Here is an 18,035-nt window from a genome sequence, read left to right as displayed (position 1 = left end):
GCGCTACTTCTTCAGCTCGTTCATGCCGAAGAGGGACACACGGCCATCCGGGATGAGCGACACCTTGTACACGAAGCTGTCGGCGCCGAAGTCCACCAGGTACGTGTACACGCGGTCATCCCCCATCACCTCGCGCTGGGCGAGCCGCAACTTCCCCGTGGGCCCCAGCTTCGACAGGCGCTCCGTGAAGTGCGGCAGCGCCTCCGAGACGAGCCAGGGCGGCGCGTAGGCGAAGCGGGCCTTGTCCACCTTCCCCGCCCTCACCTCCTCGAGGAACGCCGTGAGCTGGGCGGTGACCTGCGGCTCGGTGTCCTCGATGGCGGCAAGCTTCGGCGTGCCGAGCGCCGGATTGACGATGGCAGCGATGCCCTCGGTGAACCGCCCGGGGCTGGACTGCGCCGTGTTCGCCAGCACGATGATGGACAGTGAGTCGCCCACGAAGTGGGAGTAGTTGGCGCGGAAGCCCTGCCACGCGCCTCCGTGCTGGTGCAGCGGCTTGCCGTTGCGCTCCTGGAGCTGCCAGCCAAAACCGTAGGGATGCGTGGCGCCGCTGTTGAGCCGCACCGGTGAGAGGATTTCACGCCAGCTCTCCTCGCTCAGCAGCGCGTGCTTCCGCACGGCCGTGTCCCACGCCAGCATGTCCTTCACCGAGAAATAGAGCGCCCCATCTCCCGTCGTGTTGAGCGACGGAGACACCCAGGTGTGGTGCTTCGGCGCGCCCTTCACCAATTGATAGCCGGACGAGCGGTTGGGGATGATGTCGGCCTCGCTGATGCCTCGCGCCGTCTTCATGCCCGCGGGCTTGAAGACCTTCGCGTCCAGGACGTCGACATACGACGTGCCCGTGATGCGATTCACCAGCAGGCCCAGCAGCACGTAGCCGGAGTTGCTGTAGCTGAAGCGCAGGCCCGCCGGGAACTCCAGCGGCAGCGTGTAGAGGAACCGGGCGAACTCCTCGTCCGTGTAGTCCTTCCGCTCGTCGATCTTCCCCTCCAGGTCCTGGAGGCCGGACGTGTGCGTCAACAGGTGGCGCACGGTGATGGGCGCCCAGGCCGCGGGGGCGTCCGGGAAGTGCTTCGAGATGGGGTCCGACAACGACACCTTGCCCGCCTCCACCTGCGCCATCACCGCCATCGCGGTGAACATCTTCCCCACCGAGCCTGACTGGAAGAGCGTGTCCGTCCCCACGGGGACGCGATGCTCCAGGTCGGCGGAGCCGTACCCCTTCACGAGCACGACGCGGCCCTGGTGCACCACCCCCACCGCGAGCCCCACCACGCCCTGGCGCTTCTGCTCCGCCTGGACGAACGCGTCGATGCGATCCCGCAGGGAGCCCTGCGCCAGCGCGGGCCCCGCCACGAGCAGGACACCGAGGATGACGCCGAACACCAGGCTCGCTCCCGAACGACCTTGCATGAACGCTCCTCCGGAGGACACCACCGTAGCCCTCTACGGTCGTCCGCCTCCCTCAGGGAGGATAGACCCGAGCCACGGCGGCGCTCCGAATGAATTCGTGCTCGGAACGCCATCGCCGGGCGAAGGCTCACGCACGCAGGAAGGGCAACACCTCGCCCGCGGCGCTCCAGACGGAGCTGGGATACACGGGGCCCGTGGAGTTCTCGGGCCCGGCCCAACCCGGGATGTCGTCGTATTTGTAGTCGGGGTAGCCCGGGCACCGCGAAGTGTCCTCCCACTCGGAGCGAGGGATGCCCATGGATTGCAGCACCGTGCCCAGCCACTGGTGCCACAGCAGGCCGAACCAGCGGGGCTCGCCGGCGGGGCCCATCCCGGTCTTCTTGTCCAGGTTCCGGTAGTCGCAGTACTGCCCCGTGCGGAAGAAGCCCTCCGCGCCGCCGAAGGCGACAATCGGCGCGCTGGTGTGGTCGTGGGTGTAGTTGCCTGACTCCTGTCCCCAGGCCAGCAGGGTGTGGTCCAGCAGCCGGGTGCCGTCGCCCATGTCCACCGCCTCCAGCTTGCTCGCCAGGTCCAGGAAGACGCGGCGGAAGAAGAGGTGGTGCGCCGCGAGCAGTGTGCTGTACGCCGGCTCGCTGCTCGCAGCCTGGTGGGCAATCTCCTGGTGCCAGTCGCCCGCGTAGGTGCTGAAGGTCTCCGTCGCGCCGGCCACCACGATGCGCGACACGCCACACGACAGCGCCAGCGTGTACACGTCGTTCCAGAGTTCGTGCGACAGGGACTGCGCCTCCGGGTCGCGTCCGTACGACGGCTGCTGGGTGTACTGCCCGGTCGACGTCGCTGGGCGCGTGGGAGTCTGACAGCGCGCCACCGTGGACAGCTTGCGGTCCAGTTCGGCCAGCCGCTCCATGTGGTCATCCAGCCGGCGGCGGTCCGCGGACGACAGGCGCCGGTTCCCATTGCGCAGGCGTCGGTAGTTCTCCAGCACCGCGCCGCTCATGAGCGGCTGGCCTCCGGTGACATCCGCGAACAGGCGGTCGAAGAGGTCCTGGTTGGAGCCATTCACGGTGTCCCCCACCCGCTCCACCGGTCCCTGCCGCAGCCGAGGGTCCGAGTGCGCGTAGGAGAGCGACCCCTGGATGATGACGCGCTCGCGCACGCCCGCCGCGTTTCCGTAGAAGGACGGAGACCAGGCCATGATCTGGTCGACGGTCTGCCGGATGCCCTCCTGCTTCACGACGTCCGGCGCCTGGTCGCTCGCGGAGAAGTTGCCGAGCGTCCCGCCCCGGTGGTGGCCGATGTAGAACGGGATGTCCAGGCCGTTGAGCACCCACAGCTTGCTCACCATCGACGCGGTGAGCTCGCTCGACGGAGCGCGCAGCACGGGCGACACCCGCGCCTCGCCTCCCGTCACGGTGGCACTCAGCGCGCCCCGGCGCACGGGATGGCCCGCGTAGGACAAGGACTCCGTCAGCGTGGCGTCCGCGGGGAACATGTCCCGCTGGAGGATGCCGCCGTGCTCCGTGCGCAGCATGACGAAGCACTTGTGGGACGGCGCGGACTGGGCGCGGGCCGTCGCGGGCAGGAGGCTGGGGAGGAAGGGAAGGACGAGCCCCGTCCCGCCCAGGCGGAGAATCGTTCGGCGCGAGATGGGCGTGCTCATCGGAAGTCCTTCCGCTGGAACTCGGGGCGCAGCGCGACGGAGGCCAGCACGGTGCGCAGCGACTGACGGCTCCTGGCCGCCGTGCGCAAGGCCTCCAGGACGGGCTCGTCGGAGGCGTCGTTCTCGGGCCGGGCGAAGGTGTAGCGGAAGTACTGTCGAGCGAAGCACTCCTCGTACTGGCCGCTGTCGAGGATGAGCTGGGTGACCTCCGCCGCCGAGGACACCGAGCGCGTGTCGCCCGGAACCACGGCGGGCACCGTGTCGGTGCGCACCGGTCGTTCGCCCACTTGTTGGCCCGTGTTGTCGAAGAGGCGCTGCGTGGAGCGGAAGCGGCCCAGCGCATCGAAGTTCTCGGTGACGAACCCCAGGGGATTGAGGCGGGTGCGGTGGCATGAGGGGCAGGACCCCTGCGTCTCGGTCAGGCGCTCCACGACCTCGCGGGTGGTGAGCTCGGGCGACAGCTCCACCCGCGTCATCATGGCGTCGGCGGGCGGTGGGGGGATGCTCCCGCACAGGAGCGCGTTGCGGATGCGGTAGCCCTTGATGATGGGGCGGGTGTTGGCGGAGCCGGTGGCGAGGAAGGCGATGCGCGTCAGCAGGCCGGAGCGCTGGGGCTCGGAGAAGGTGGGAGGCTGCGAGGTGCCATCCCATCTCGGCACGCCGTAGAGCGCCGCCAGGTCGGCGCTGCGGGCGAAGGCATGCCGGTCGGTGAGCACGTCCTGCAGCGTGCCTTCGTGAGAGACCAGCCAGGCGACGAGGTCGGCCACTTCGCCGTTGATGCGCTCGCGGGTGTCGCGCGTCGGGGTGAAGTCACCGCGAAACGCGTCGAAGATGGGGTCTCCCACGCGCCTGTCGAACTCCTCGAGGTCGTCCAGGCGGAACCACTGGCTGAAGAACTCGCCCAGGGCCTGGTGGGCGCGTGCGTCCCCCATGAGGCGCTCGACCTGCTGGCGATAGCCGGCGTCGGTGAGCAGGGCCCCCGAGTCCGCGGCCTCGGTGAGCAGTTCGTCCGGGAGGGTCTGCCAGAAGTGATACGACAGCCGCGCGGCCAGCTCGTGCGCCGTCAGCCGCGTCACGGTGCCGGCCGCGTCGGACTGGCCGTGCTCGACGAAGTAGAGGAACTCGGGCGCCGTCAGCAGCAGCGCCACCACCTTCTGCACGGCGAGGGGCGAGACAGGAGGCTCGCTCACGGCCTCGCGGTAGAAGGCCACGTCGTCCGCGTCCAGGGGCCTCCGCAGGGCCAGGCGCCCGAAGCGGGAGATGAAGTCGACCAGGCAGGCCTCGTCATTGGCCGCGCTGGCATCCGTGGCGCAGGAGCCCAGCAGCAGCCCTCGCCGCGACGTGTTGCTCCCGAGCAGCTCGCCGACGCGCAGACCGAGCGAGTACGCGATGTCGATGTGCCCCTGCTGCACGCCCTGGTCCATGCGGAAGAAGCCGCCGTGGGACTCGCCGGGGATGGAGACTCGCAGGTCCCGTGGGTAGCTCTGGAGCTGCGACGCCACCGCGCCGTCCTGCAGCACCGCGTCCGCCTCCGGGGCGCCGAGCGCGCGGGTGAGCACGTCGCGCACCGTGTTCTGGAATTGGACGGCGGACAGCCGCCGCAAGGGCAGCTCCTCGGGCACCAGCGGCGGCGGGGGCTCACCGGGGGGCGGCGGCTGGGAGGGCGGCAGGGTTACGTCACCCTTGCAAGCACTCAGCAAGGTCGCCGCGACCATGACGAGGGTGCGTGCGAGTCGAAGTCGTTTCACCTGGCACCTCCACGTGGGACCGTCCACGATGCCATGGGCGAGCCGGGAAAGACCAGATCAAATGGGAGTCCCGAGGGAGCCGTTCCTCAGGTGCGGGCTGCGTGTGCAGCCCTCCCCCAACGGCTGCACCTGGACGTCCGACGGGACTGGCGCAGCGCTGTTGGCCGCATGAGATACCTCCACGGCGGTCAATGACATGGCGCCGAGTTCCACCGCGATACGGGCACTCGTGTGCAGCACCTCGAGCACCCCTGACTCGGAGGACGGCTCTGAGGCCTGAGGCGAGGCGCTCGGGGCCAGGCGCGGAGGGGCTCGTCGACGGCAACGGGGCTCTCGATGGACGCGAGCGCGAGGCTCGGGGAGAGGCGCAGCGGCGAGAACAGCAAAGACGCCATCGACAGGAGTCGTGCCGTGATGTCGTCTGCTTGTGACATCGCGATGCAAGGGTGACGGACCAGGATGGGCGTGTGTCCTTCCCGTGGCTGGGTCTTCTCGTCGCTTCATTGTCCTCGACACCGCAAGAGCCCGCGCAGGAGAGCTACGAGGACGTACTCGTCCAGTGGGGCCTCGAGAGCCAGGGCCTGACGCGCGAGGCGCAGCCGGAGGGCAAGACGCTCGAGCAGGTCTGGGTGGCCCGCGAGGACGTCGTCGCCAAGAGCGACCCCTATCCGAACTTCCTCAACCTGGCGCACGCGCGCACACGCGAGGAGGTGGTCCGGCGTGAGGTGTTGCTGACGCCCGGACAGCCCTATCAGACGGTCCTCGCGGAGGAGACGGCGCGCAACCTGCGGCGCCTGGGCATCTTCTCCGCGGTGCGGGTGGCGCCCGTGCGAGGCACCAGGCCGGACACCGTGTCGCTGCTCGTCATCACCAAGGACGTGTGGTCGCTGCGGCTCAACAACGACTTCTCGGCGGTCGGCTCGCTGTTGCAGTACCTGCGGCTCCAGGTCACCGAAGACAACTTCCTCGGCCTCGCGAAGAAGGTGGCGCTCGATTACATCCTGAACCTGGACACCTGGTCGGTCGGCCAGAGCTACGTGGACAAGCAGGTGCTCGGCAGCCGGTGGACGCTGACGGAGTCCGCGGCGGTCATCATCGGCCGAGAGAGCGGCAGGGCCGAGGGCTCCCGGGGCGGCGTCACGCTCAGCCGGCCCCTGTATTCGCTGTCCACGCCCTGGAGTCTCACGGCGCAGGTGGCGTGGAACGTGGAGACCTCGCGCACCTTCCGGGGGGCGGACGTCTGGCGACTGCCGTATCCCGATGGGGAGCCGGTGCCCTACGTCTTCAACACGCGCGAGATGACCGGCAGCGTGCTCTACGTGCGCGCCTGGGGCGAGGAATCCAGGTGGGAGCTTGGCGGAGGCGTGGGCGCGTACCGCAAGGCCTATGCGCCCCCGGTGGCGGCCCCGCTCGACGCGGGACAGCGCGCCTGGTTCGAGCGGCACTACCTGCCGCGCTCGGAGGACGCGGGCTACACCACGGCGACGCTGCGAGCCTGGAGTGCGCGGTACGAGGTGCTGCGCGACGTGGAGACGTATTCGCTCTCCGAGGACTTCCAGGTCGGCCACTCCGTGTCACTCACCCTGCGCTACGCGCCTCCGGCCATCCCCTCCGGCGCGCACTTCACGGAAGGAGGGCTGAGCGCGCGCTATCGGGTCCGCGTGGGAGACGCGCTCACCACGGTGGCGGCGGCCGCGTCGCTCCGGCGGCAGTTCGACGACCGCGCGGGTTGGACCCATCGGCGCTGGGCCGCGGAGCTGCACCAGGTCTCGCCGCGCGTCCTGGGGGGGCGCTTCGTCGCGCGGGGCCTCGTGGACGTGAACATCGACGACCTGGTCGAGCGGGTGGTGCTGCTCGGTGGTGGAAACGGCCTGCGAGGCGCGAAGGTGGATGCCTACGCGGGGAGGCGCCTGCTGCTCGTCAACGTGGAGTACCGCACCGCACCGCTCATCATCCGAACGCTGCATCTGGGCGGCGTGCTCTTCTACGACGCGGGGAGCGCATTCGAGCGCAAGCCGAGCATGGTGCACTCCGTGGGCCTGGGCGTGCGGGTGCTGGTCCCCCAGTTCAACATCATCCCGTTCCGGCTCGACTTCGGGTACGTGCTCGATGACGACCGCCCCGCCGCGGGAAGCCGCTTCCTCGTGGGCGGCGGACAGATCACCGACTTCCGGCCCGCCTTCCTGGAGACACCGCTGCGGTGACGGACAGCCTGTCCAGATGAGGCGCGAGGAGCCCGAGCACCCCATCTCGAAGGTTGTCGTTCGGGGTGGCCCCAGCCGACACCGGGGCCCCTGCTGTTACTGAAGGCACTCCGCGCAGGAGCCGCCCAGCCGGGTGTTGGCGATGAAGGCGTCGTAGTCCGCCCGGGAGGTGAGGACCGCGGAGCCGAAGTCCGCGTAGACGGCCCAGATCGAAGGAGTGGCCGCGGCCCCCTCGAAGGTCCCGCGATGGTAGTCCACCCCATTCGCCGTCCGGATGAAGCTCCACCCGTGGTTGCGATTCCAGGGCCGGCAGCTCGCGTAGGTCGCCATGTAGCTTTGCGTGGGACTCCCCCCACGTCCCTTCCACAGGTAACACGCGTTCGTGGGAACCTGGGAGGAAGGCGTCTGGGCCTCCGCGCCAGACATCAGCAGACAGCTCCCCAGCGCGAGGCACGTCAAGACTCCGCGAGGCATCATCGGTCATCTCCGGTCGAAGCCCGTGGAAATCGGGCGGGAGTCCGCACTGCAAGCCCCACACCCAGCGATGACGAAGAAGCAAGGCCCCAGCGGGCCAGCGTGCGACGGGAGCCCAGGCGACACGCATTGACATGTCAAAGGCAGGGTTTGACGCGTCAGCCCCGGGCCGTGCCGGCATCATCCACACGAGGGCATCAAGGCAGCCAGGCGGCAAGATTTCGCCAGGTGCGGAACACGAAATCTCTGCATGGTTTTCCTCCGGGTGGCGTCTTCAAGCCAGGAGGGTCCACCTTGATGCGAACGCGACGTCGTCTGGGGATGAGCGGTGCGATAGCGGGAACGATTCTGGGTCTCCTCGTGGAAGGCGCGCCGGAGGCCCGAGGCTCCGAGCAGGATGGCGCCCCTGGAGAGCTCGTTCTCGCCGCCCCGCTCATGGGCTCGCCAGTCGTCGTGGCGCCACGCGATGTGGAATTCGGTGACAACCTCATCTCGGTCTGCGTGAACCAACCTTCCGTCGCGAACTGCGATTATCGACTGACCGGGAATACTGGCGCGGTCAGCATTCCACTCAAGGGTTCGATCTCCATCCTCAGCAGCCATGTCTTCGATGACAGCTACATCACCCAACTCCGTGATGACCTGAGCCGCGGCATCCCGCGACCCGATGCGGGGTTCATCAGACTGGCACTCACCAACGTAGGCGCTGGCTGTGACGTCACGGACGGGAATGTGCTCTCAGCGCGAATGCTGCAGTTCTGGAACAGCATCATCCTCTCGGCCGACAAGAGAACGCTGTCGTGGGAGTTGACGGGCAGGAATGCCACATACTTCGATGACTTCTGCCCACAGGTCCAGGACCCGGTGAAGCTGACCATGAGGCTCACGCTTCCGCTCATCGAGGCAGGGCTGCAATATCGGACGAACATCACGCTGAGCAACGACCCACTCGTCGTTCGGCCCGACTATAGGTTCCGGCCCATCATCATCACCAACTCCTGAGAGCGACGAAACCTCGACGCATCCTGTCATATCCACGGCCTCCAGGGCCTGTCGATTGATGCGCAATGGACGTTGTCGAACTGTGGATTGCGTTGCGAGCTGTCGGGCGCCAGGAGTGGTGCCGTTCAATCCATGAGGGGGAACAGTCCATTCCGGGCTTCATCCAGCTCCTCGGGGGGAGACACTCGATGATTGGTCGTCCTGGTGTTCTGTCGTCCTGGATTCTGTCCGTGCCGCTGGTCCTGGCGCTGGGGGCGTGCGGTGGCGCCCCGCAGGAGGAGTCGGACCGCCCCGCTCGTGAGGGCGACGTGGCGAGTGAGCGACTCCGAGCCGCGCTGGCGTGGGACCCCTATGCGGACGCGGTGGCCCCCGGAACCAACGCGGCGGTGCTCAACGCGAGCGCGGCGCTCGGAGCTCCAGACGGGAGGACGGCGGCCCTTCTGGGACTGCTCAACGCGGCGCTGGTGCTGGATTTGGGTCAGGGCGAGGAAGGCACCGGGGATTTGCGCGTCTATTACCAGGGCCTGTCGCTGGCGCTGGTGGCGCAGGTGGACTTCTTGAAGGCAGACGGGACGTTCGTCGGCTCCAGCCCCTTGCAACTGGTCGAGTTGGGCCTGGGGACGCACATCGCGGTGGCGATGTACCCAGGGAACGTGCCCTATCGCTACGTACGGCTGAGGGGGGCGCTCGCCGTGTATCTGGTGGACGCGGTGGAGACCTCCCTGCGAGTCATCTGTGGAGACGGGGTGCTGGGCGGGCCCGAACTCTGTGACGACGGCAATCAGCGCTCGGGAGACGGCTGCAACAGCGTCTGCGAGGTGGAGCCGGGCTACACCTGCACGGGACAGCCGAGCGTCTGCGACAACAACCGGGCGCCCACCGTCGAGGCGGTCCAGACGATCACCGCCGAGGACACCGCGGTGAACATCACCATCCCCGCGGCGGACCCGGACGGCGACACGCTGACCTACACGTTCACCCTGCCCGCCCATGGCGCGCTCACGGGCACGGGGGCGTCGGTGACGTACACGCCGAACGCGAACTTCAACGGGACCGACACCTTCCAGGTCACCGTCTCCGATGGCAGGAAGCAGGCCACCGCCACCGTCACCGTCACGGTGACGCCGGTCAACGACGCGCCCGTGGCGGCCTCCGCGACGGTGACGGTGAACCACAACACATCGACGCCGATCACATTGGTGGCGACGGACGTGGACGGAGATGTGGTTGGCTTCACGGTGACGGCGCCGCCCGCGAACGGAACCCTGTCCGGGACGGGCGCCCAGTTGCTCTACACGCCGAACGCGGACTTCCAGGGGGCGGACTCGTTCACCTTCACGGCCAACGATGGCGCGCTGCCCTCGAACACGGCCACGGTCAGCCTCACCGTCCGAGGGCCGCCGGTCTGTGGTGACGGCTTCGTCGACTCCGGTGAGGTGTGTGACGACGGCAACCGCGTCGCCGGAGACGGGTGTCGAGCGGACTGCCAGGGCGTGGAGGTGTGTGGTGACGGCCTGGTCGACAGCGCGGCGGGAGAGCAGTGCGATGATGGCGGCACGACGCCGGGGGATGGCTGTGATGCCGAGTGCCAGTTGGATGCCTTCTCGAACATCCCGCCCACGCTCATCAGCGGGACGTTGAACTGCACCACGGCCAATTCGAACACGGGCCGCAAGGCCGCGGTGGATGCGCTGGGGCGCTTCTATGTGGTCATGCTCTGCGGGGGCTCGGTCCATGTCAGCGTGAGCGCGGACCGCGGCTTCACCTGGGTGGGGCCCACGCCGATGGGCATCACGAACGCGGCGGAGGTCGCCATCGAGGGTGGCCCCACGGGGATTGCCTACGTCGCGGTCACGAGCGCGGGTTCGCTGCTGTTCACGCGGACCGTGGACGCGGGAGCCAACTGGGAGGCGCCGCGAACGCTCAGCAACGCGAGCAACCCCACCGTCAGCCTGGATTCCAGGGGCGACGCGCTCTACATCTCCGTCTCGCGAGGTGGCGCGGGGGTGCGCGTCCTGCGCAACTTCGCGCGTGGCGCGGGCGACTTCAGCGTGACGGACGTGGACCAGAGCAATGCCTACTTCGACGTCCTCGTGGACAAGATCAGCGGAGATGTCTTCTCGGTGAGCGACGACCCGTTGTTCCGCATCCGTCGGAGCAGTGACCAGGGGACGAGCTTCGGTCCGCAGAGTTCTCCGCCGGGACAGGCGTTCTTCTCGGACTGGACGGGCTCCAACGGCTTCATCTACGTCACGGGCACCTTCGGGGACGACAACGTGGACGTCATCCCGGTGTCCGCGCCGGGCACGAGCACCCAGGTGACGGGGCTCCCCAATGACGTCCCGCCCGGCCCCGTGCGTTCGATTGACGCGGACGCGCTCGGCAACGGCTACATCGTCACGCAGCGAGGGACGGGCAACATCCAGTTGGACCGGATGCTCGTGGGGGCCACGGTGATTCAGCCCACGGACGCCAGGACTATCGGACCGGGCTCCGTGCCAGCCGTCGCGGCGCTCCCGTCGAACGGCGGCGCGCTGGTGGCCTACACGAGCGGCACCAGCGTCTACGGCTCGGTGGTGGTGTACTGAGTCTTCGGCGGCGCGCCTCCTGGTTCCAGCGGGAGGCGCGCCGCCGCATCGACGAGCAAGAGTGTGCCCGCACCTCCCCATCGAGCGCTGCGGGCGAGCTGCACTGATGACACCCCAACATCGGAATTGAACCCAAGCAGAATGGCTCATCCTCCTCGAGTCGGAGACGATTTCCGGTGCAACACACTCGGAGGAATCAACATGCCGAACCTGATGAGAGCGACTGCTTCCGTTCTGCTTCTGACGTGTCTCGTGGGCTGCGGCCCCGTGGACGCGACGGTCGAAACCGACGTATCCACGCCCCCCGCGACGAGTGAGGACAGCGAGGTCTCCGCCGAGAGCCTCAACGGATTCTTCGATTGCCTGGGCATCTTCGACGAAAACCCGGACGGCACCCGCTGCGTCACCAATTGCATCCTCGGCTTGCCCGACATCCAATACGTCACCGCGTGCCTCGTCGGAATCTGTCGGCTGACGCTCCCTGAAGTCACCGCGTGTCTGCCCGAACTCGCTGAGCTGTAGTGCCCCTCGACTCACGAGGACTGCGGCCATGGATGCGGGGCGGACGGTGCCCCGCGCGTCGGCGCACTGTCATGTCGTGAATCCCCTGGACTGTCGGATTTGACGCCACCGCAGTGCCAGCATGTCTCGATTGTCGATAGTAGTGCGTGCCAGATGCCTGGGTTGAACGAATGCGCTATCGCCCGTTCGACACGTGGCAACCATCCCCTGGCCTCTCGCCGGGCGACAGGGCAGACCTCGCGCGCCCCGCATCATGCGGGATGCGTAGAGGAGTCGCTGTCTATGATTCGCACTGCATTCATGCACTCTGGGAAGAATCTCCTGCTGGGCGCCCTGCTGCTGTCCGTCGCATGCAACGCCCCCATCGAAACCGAGGGAGAACCCGGGGCGTTCGAGGCAGCGACACAGGAAGCCGAACTCCAGATGGAATCCGAGACGTTCGAGTCCCAAGACCTCGTGGGCGCCGGCTGCGCGGACGGTTCCGCCGAGCAGACCTTCTCGGGAGGCATGGTGGGTTGCTCGGGAAGGGTGACGTGGGCCAACCGGGCCACACTGTGCGCCCAAGGCTACCGGCTCGCCACCGCCGCCGAGTGGGTCAGCCTGCGAGGCACCACGGCCCCCACCCACCACTACTGGACCCAGGACACCCTGCGCTACAGCGGCTCCGGCACCTCCGCATGTTCCGTGAGCACCACCGCAGGCACCGCGTGTGGCCAGGGTCAATCCATGGGCGTCTGCACGGCCCAGGGCAGAGACCCCGAGGGGAACAACTGCAACTGGGGCAACTGTGGCCTGGGGGCGAACACCCCGAACCAGTTCTTCGGCGGCTGCGTGAACACGTCCGGCGCGCTCTGTGTCCCGGCGACCCCCACCACCGCGGGGTGCGCCGACGGCACCATCGAGCAGACCTTCTCCAACGGCATGGTGGGCTGCGCGGGACGGGTGACGTGGAACAATCGGGCCTCGCTCTGCGGCGCGAACCACAGGCCCGCGACCGCGAATGAGTGGAGCACGCTGCTCAACGGGGTCGCCCCGACACACCACTACTGGACCGACGACGACCTGCGCTACAGCGGCTCCGGGTCGGGGGCGTGCTCTGTGTCGACGACGGCGGGGACGTACTGCGGCGCGAACACACCCATGCGGGTCTGCTCGCCGACCGCGGGGAACGACCCCGAAGGAAACACCTGCGGCTGGCGCAACTGTGGCCTCGGAGCGAACACCCCCAACCGGTACTTCGGCGGCTGCTCCGGCAACACCACCGCGGGGACGATCTGCGTTCCCAGGGCAGCGCCCACCGGCTGTGAGGACGGCTCCGCCGAGCAGACCTTCTCGGGAGGCATGGTGGGTTGCGCGGGAGGGGTGACGTGGGCCAATCGGGCCACGCTGTGCGCCCAGGGCTACCGGCTCGCCACCGCCGCCGAGTGGGTCAACCTGCGAGGCACCGCGGCCCCCACGCATCACTACTGGACGCAGGACAACCTGCGCTACAGCGGCTCCGGCACCTCCGCGTGTTCCGTGAGCACCACGGCTGGAAACGCGTGTGGCCAGGGCCAATCCATGGGCGTCTGCAGGGCCGCGGGGACGGACTCCGAGGGCAACAACTGCAACTGGGGCAACTGCGGCCTCGGTGCGAACACCCCCAACCAGTACTTCGGCGGCTGCGTGAACACGTCGGGTGCGCTCTGCGTCCCGGTGACGGCGCCCGCGTCGGGGTGCGCTGACGGCACCGTCGAGCAGGTCTTCTCCGCCAACCTCGTGGGGTGCGCGGGACGGGTGACGTGGAACAACCGGGGCTCGCTGTGCGCGGCGGGCTGGTCGGTCAGCAACGCCGCCACCTGGGCCACACGCCCGGGCGCCACGGCTCCCTCGCACCACTACTGGACCGACGACGACCTGCGCTACAGCGGCTCTGGGTCGGGGGCGTGCTCGGTGTCACCGACGACGGGGACGTACTGCGGCGCGAACACGCCCATGCGTGTCTGCACGGCCGCGGGGAACGACCCCGAAGGAAACACCTGCAACTGGCGCAACTGTGGACTTGGGGCGAACACCCCCAACCAGTACTTCGGTGGCTGCGCGGGCAACACCACCGCCGGGACCCTGTGCCGCCGGTGAGGTAGAACGAGACGCCGCCTGCGGACCTCCACCTCCGCAGGCGGCGTCTCCACGGATATTTTCTGTATCGCAGCGGCATTTACAATCGCCGTGCAATGCAGACACAGACAGCACCCACCGAGTCCGCCCCCATTGTCACACCCAATCGGGCTGTGGTATCTCGCCGCAAATGGCCGATAGCACTTGCTCCACACGATTCGGGACTTGACCACTGCGCCTGGGCCACCCTCTCGTAAGGGAAAACCGCAGGAATGGACAGCACCGCGACGATTGAAGATTCGCGGGAACTCTTTTCATGCGGCGGTGTCTTACCGGTGCTGCCCAACGTCAACATCGGAAGGAACTATGAGAACGCTCCTCATGATTCTTGTCGTGATGCTGTGCGCAGGTTGTGGTCAGGGCGAGGACAGCCTCGTCCTCGAAGACAAAAGCACACCCATGAATGAAGTCAGCGCCATGGGCGAGCCATCAGGCGACATCCCAGGGTATCCTACCGGAGACGGCAGATACCTCTTCAATACGCCATACGGAACCATCAGGGTGGCACCCGCCGCCATCTGCATCGTCGCCACCAACGTTCCGGTCTTTGGGTCGGCGTTCGTCATCAGCGGATATGGCTCCGTCATTACGCACCCCCGTGAATGGGATGGCCTCCTTCAGATCCAAACCCCCGAGTACCCCGGCTCACCGAGTGTGACCTGGTCCGCCTACGTCACCCTGGTGGGGCGGACGGCATCAGGAGGGTTCAACCTGGCCCTCAGGCAGATCCCACCCGCCCAGCGATGCTCGGGAGGAGAGGTGGAGAATGCCGTGCAGAGCAACATGACGAGCCCCATCTAGATTCAAGGGTCCATCCGGCTGTCAAAACGGCGTCGGCACTGAACGATTCCCTCAGCTCGAACTGACAGTGCCGGCGCCCACAGCAGGACAAGGAAAGCACGGAACTGAGCACGTTCCGTGATGGAGAGCCCCGTACCGCTGTAACTCCACTCGCCCACATTTGTGACGAGCGGAAGCAGAGAAGTCGCGTCGTCCCAGCTGAGCTCGCGGCGAGCGATGTGCCGAGCGACTCGAGCGTCGTCAGTAGTTTCGATTCTGATATACGCGGCTGCTGATCTGACCTTCGGGCACATCTTCCATGTGTTGCGAGATCATCCACGTATAACCCTCAGGGTCCTCATACGTGGTCGTCATATCGCCCCAGGGCTGATGTTGACGCCTCGTTGGCATGGCCCCCGCCTTGTGCGCCCGTTCCTCGAACGCCTTCAAATCATCAACGTAGATTCACAGCACGAGGGTGCAGCCAGCGAAGTTCCAGCGTTCCTACTTCCTTTCGGGCGACGCATCCGCGAATCGGACCCGTGAATTTCCGATTTGCGGGTCACCATAGCCATCACTTCCATCCGACGTGTGATATTGGCGCAGCACCTCCACGCAGACCGCCTTTCTGTAGAATTCGACGGCCTTCGCGGTGTCCTTCAGCAGCACAAAGGGCACAACGCTGTTGAACCCTTCCGGAATGGACTTTGCCTTGGTCGCAGTCATGCAAACTCCTGGCGGGAGATAAAACCCGCGCGATGGATTGGGGGGCGAGGATCTTCGCTTCAAGAAAGCACCGCAAACTTGCCTACCTCTATCCCAGGTCGGAAGAGAGTGTTCAGCATGATACCTGTGGACTCACCGCGGATGGGGTGCGGAAAGCGCCCTCTCGTCGACTACCTTCCGGACGAACTGAAGGACATGCCGATGGAGAAGTGTGACCAAGCTGGCACGAGCCTGCAGGGTTGATTTCACCGCGTGGCATTCGAGCGTCTACGCGAGCGAACCATTCAGGACACACTCAAGCGCAACTCGGCGGTTCCACAGGAAGCCCGCTGTTCACTGATGGCCAATCCAGAATGTGTGGCTTGCCAATCATTCGCCCTCCTGCCTATCACGCGACAGGCAAAAGGAGGCTGTCCATGAAAGGCAAGACAAAGAGCGTGCCCTCGAGCGTTCTGGGCATTGTAGTCGCATGCCTCACGGAGCCATGGGTGAGCGGCGACGCATTCGCCGAGCCGATCAACAACACCAGCTCAAGGGGTGAACTGGTCATTCACGCAGACGACAACGAGTTCCACTCGGGCCAGACGGTTGTGTTCACCCACACCTTTGCTCACCAGAGAGTACAAGACGTATCCTTGATGCGCGTAGAATACTCCCTGGCCGGACTGCTGGCGCTCGACCGGTGTGAACCCGCATCAGCCTGTAGTTCCACTTCAAACAGCTTTCAAGCAGTCGTCGCCCCACCAGACCTCCCGGCAAATCAGACTCGCGTGGTCACGGCATTCTTCACCGTGTTGCCACTTTCGAGCCCGGTAAGTGCCTCTACGCGGCCGCTCTTCGTCATTCAGGAAAAAGGCGGGACAGCCGCGAGCGAGCGCATGCCATTCATGAGCTATACCGTCTACCCTGGCGAAGCTGACTTGGCCGTTGGACTGACTGCCCAGGCGCCACTCCTGGGGGCAAACGTACTCTACAACCTGACAGTGACGAACAATGGCCCCGACGGTGCGTCATCCGCGACAGTGACAACAACTCTCCCGGCCTCAGCGACATCTATCACTTCAACAGACTGTACTCTTGATGCAACTACTGGTGAGGTGAGTTGCCCGGTGGGCGCACTTGCGAATGGAGCCTCCACAAGCAAGACCTTCCGCGCGAACTACGGGCTGCTGGCGCTGGGGCAGCTGACTGCGACGGCAACGCGAGTTGCGAGCAGCCCGGGAGACCCCAACGCGCAGAACGACAGCGCAACGGCATCTTGCACCGCCCTTACGTCGTTGCTCATTACCTGTCCGTAGATGAATCCCCCTGTGTCAGGGAAGTTGTCGCCTCGGGGGAGATGCCGAGCTGACGACGCCTTGAGGGGCGAGAACAGGCAGGGCGTGGTGCCGTACGCGGATGCATTCAAGATGCAGTTGGTGAAGCAGATGGTCGGCCCGGGCGCGGTGAGCACCGCAGCGCTGGCGCGGCAGGTGGGAGTCCCAACCGACGCTGTCGCAGTGGTTGCGCGAGGCGAACAGGGAGGCGGCGATGACGCCGCCTCCCAAGGAGAAGGAGCCCACCGTGCCCGATGGGCCGAAGAAGTGGATGCCGGAAGAGAAGCTGCGCGTGCTGGCGGCAACTCGGGGGCTACAGGGCGAGGAGTTGGGGGCCTTCTTGCGCAACGAGGAGCGATGCCGCGCCGGCATAGCCCGCATCGTCCTTTATCGACCGCTCACCCCACGTCACGCGTCGGACAATTGCCGCCACTGGGGCCCGTTACACGCTCGAACGACACGCCCAGGTTCCCGACTTGTTCGAGCGCGTCCTTGATCTCCTCCGAGACGATGAGCGCAACCTTGAACTTCTTCAGCCGGAAAACGTGGGATCCCTCAGCTTTCGAGGGGTCGATTCGCAACCCGTAGATCCAACGATACTGCCCCTCAAACTCAGGGACGCCGTCGTCTGCGTCGTCATGCTGGATCTCCTGACATCGGGCTTCGTCAATACAATCAACCGCCTTGGTTGCGTTGACTAAGAAGTAAGGCTCGGACTCCCCTTGTACCGACACTGGCATCAATTGCACGTCGTCAGGCACGAGAACCCTGAAGACGTTTGCGACGGGTCCACTCACCAAAGGAGTCTTCTCGATTGCGGAGAACACGAACGTGCGCTTCGCACCCGGAGTCGATATGCGAGCTTTCATCTTCCCCGGATTCTCGAGTTGGCGGCCGTCCGCGAACATCCAGGGCTCATCGAACGCTTCCCCAGATTCCCGCGTTGGAGTCTCGATGAGCCATTGCGGCACGTCCGCCCGCCGCACCCAATAGAATTGGCGCTCCACGTCATCCGCCCTCTTTCACAATGAAGCTCCGCAGCGGAGAGCCTGGAGTCAGAAGCTCGTTGGCGATCTTCGCGAGTTCGCGCTCCAGCTTGCCCCGACAGGAATCAACCGTCCGGCATCGTTCGACGACACGCTCCAGACGTTCCGTCACTTCCCGATGGTAGCGCTCGGGATGAGGCCCCTCGTGCCCCTTGAGCCGCACCTTGTTCGCGACGTCCTCAAGCGTCATCCCAGCCTTCCTGAAAATCTTCTCGCATAGAGGCGTCCACGGGCCACCCGTCACATCCGAAATCGGATTCTTGTTCGTGCCTCAATGGTCAGGTGAAAACCGGCCAAAGAGGGTCCCGTCAAAACCGGCCAAAGAGAGAGGGCCGAGACAGGAGGACTCCTACCCTGCGGACTCGGCGGACCGCAACTCCATGGCCCCCTTGGTGC

14 protein-coding genes and 1 pseudogene are annotated in these 18,035 nt (G+C 66.4%); 7 read left to right on the top strand and 8 right to left on the bottom strand.

What is annotated here, in order from left to right; genetic code table 11:
- Positions 1–3: 3 nt before the first annotated feature.
- From LXT21_RS26005 to LXT21_RS25995, 3 genes are all read right to left on the bottom strand, one after another.
- A complete protein-coding gene (locus tag LXT21_RS26005; protein WP_254040893.1) occupies positions 4–1,416 on the bottom strand; it encodes a serine hydrolase domain-containing protein in 1,413 nt (470 codons plus the stop codon).
- A gap of 127 nt (positions 1,417–1,543) precedes the next feature.
- Positions 1,544–3,076 (bottom strand): DUF1552 domain-containing protein, encoded by a 1,533-nt coding sequence (locus LXT21_RS26000; protein ID WP_254040892.1) that lies wholly within the window; start codon positions 3,074–3,076, stop codon positions 1,544–1,546.
- A complete protein-coding gene (locus LXT21_RS25995; protein WP_254040891.1) occupies positions 3,073–4,824 on the bottom strand; it encodes a DUF1592 domain-containing protein in 1,752 nt (583 codons plus the stop codon). The genes LXT21_RS26000 and LXT21_RS25995 overlap by 4 nt, the downstream gene beginning before the upstream one ends.
- 467 nt (positions 4,825–5,291) lie before the next feature.
- Here LXT21_RS25995 and LXT21_RS25990 point away from each other — a divergent pair, with 467 nt between their 5' ends.
- Positions 5,292–7,028, top strand: a complete 1,737-nt coding sequence (locus LXT21_RS25990) for a BamA/TamA family outer membrane protein (RefSeq protein ID WP_254040890.1) — start codon at positions 5,292–5,294, stop codon at positions 7,026–7,028.
- Positions 7,029–7,124: 96 nt separating this feature from the next.
- Here LXT21_RS25990 and LXT21_RS25985 read toward each other — a convergent pair whose 3' ends face one another.
- Entirely contained in the window at positions 7,125–7,358 is a 234-nt protein-coding gene (locus LXT21_RS25985) for a hypothetical protein (RefSeq protein WP_254040889.1), read from the bottom strand.
- A 441-nt stretch (positions 7,359–7,799) separates the two neighbouring features.
- On the opposite strand from LXT21_RS25985, the gene LXT21_RS25980 reads away from it, so the two are divergent.
- The 5 genes from LXT21_RS25980 (at position 7,800) to LXT21_RS25960 (ending at position 14,572) form a co-directional block, all read left to right on the top strand.
- A complete protein-coding gene (locus tag LXT21_RS25980) occupies positions 7,800–8,504 on the top strand; it encodes a hypothetical protein (RefSeq protein WP_254040888.1) in 705 nt (234 codons plus the stop codon).
- A 188-nt stretch (positions 8,505–8,692) separates the two neighbouring features.
- On the top strand, positions 8,693–11,092 hold the full coding sequence (locus LXT21_RS25975) for an Ig-like domain-containing protein (protein WP_254040887.1): 2,400 nt from the start codon (positions 8,693–8,695) through the stop codon (positions 11,090–11,092).
- Between the two features lie 201 nt (positions 11,093–11,293).
- Complete coding sequence (locus LXT21_RS25970; protein ID WP_254040886.1) at positions 11,294–11,614, top strand: hypothetical protein; 321 nt, start codon at positions 11,294–11,296, stop codon at positions 11,612–11,614.
- Positions 11,615–11,896: 282 nt separating this feature from the next.
- Complete coding sequence (locus LXT21_RS25965; protein ID WP_254040885.1) at positions 11,897–13,732, top strand: hypothetical protein; 1,836 nt, start codon at positions 11,897–11,899, stop codon at positions 13,730–13,732.
- Between the two features lie 360 nt (positions 13,733–14,092).
- The gene (locus LXT21_RS25960; RefSeq protein ID WP_254040884.1) at positions 14,093–14,572 is read left to right on the top strand and encodes a hypothetical protein; all 480 of its coding nucleotides are present in this window, start codon (positions 14,093–14,095) and stop codon (positions 14,570–14,572) included.
- A 240-nt stretch (positions 14,573–14,812) separates the two neighbouring features.
- Here the strand turns inward: LXT21_RS25960 and LXT21_RS45670 are convergent, their stop codons facing one another.
- Positions 14,813–15,001, bottom strand: a complete 189-nt coding sequence (locus LXT21_RS45670) for a hypothetical protein (protein WP_407667030.1) — start codon at positions 14,999–15,001, stop codon at positions 14,813–14,815.
- Between the two features lie 54 nt (positions 15,002–15,055).
- Complete coding sequence (locus LXT21_RS25955) at positions 15,056–15,277, bottom strand: VOC family protein (RefSeq protein WP_254040883.1); 222 nt, start codon at positions 15,275–15,277, stop codon at positions 15,056–15,058.
- Between the two features lie 416 nt (positions 15,278–15,693).
- Between LXT21_RS25955 and LXT21_RS25950 the strand changes: the two genes are divergently transcribed.
- Entirely contained in the window at positions 15,694–16,575 is an 882-nt protein-coding gene (locus LXT21_RS25950) for a DUF11 domain-containing protein (RefSeq protein ID WP_254040882.1), read from the top strand.
- A 416-nt stretch (positions 16,576–16,991) separates the two neighbouring features.
- Here LXT21_RS25950 and LXT21_RS25945 read toward each other — a convergent pair whose 3' ends face one another.
- Together LXT21_RS25945 and LXT21_RS25940 are read right to left on the bottom strand one after the other, a co-directional pair.
- Complete coding sequence (locus tag LXT21_RS25945) at positions 16,992–17,600, bottom strand: imm11 family protein (RefSeq protein WP_254040881.1); 609 nt, start codon at positions 17,598–17,600, stop codon at positions 16,992–16,994.
- 1 nt (position 17,601) lies between these two features.
- Positions 17,602–17,907 (bottom strand): annotated as a pseudogene (locus LXT21_RS25940) (AHH domain-containing protein); the annotation flags it as partial.
- Positions 17,908–18,035 lie beyond the last annotated feature (128 nt).

This window comes from Myxococcus guangdongensis (assembly GCF_024198255.1).
Classification (GTDB): Bacteria; Myxococcota; Myxococcia; order Myxococcales; family Myxococcaceae; genus Myxococcus; species Myxococcus guangdongensis.
The sequence above is the reverse complement of the archived record's forward strand: the minus strand, read 5'-3'. Positions and strand labels throughout refer to the sequence as shown.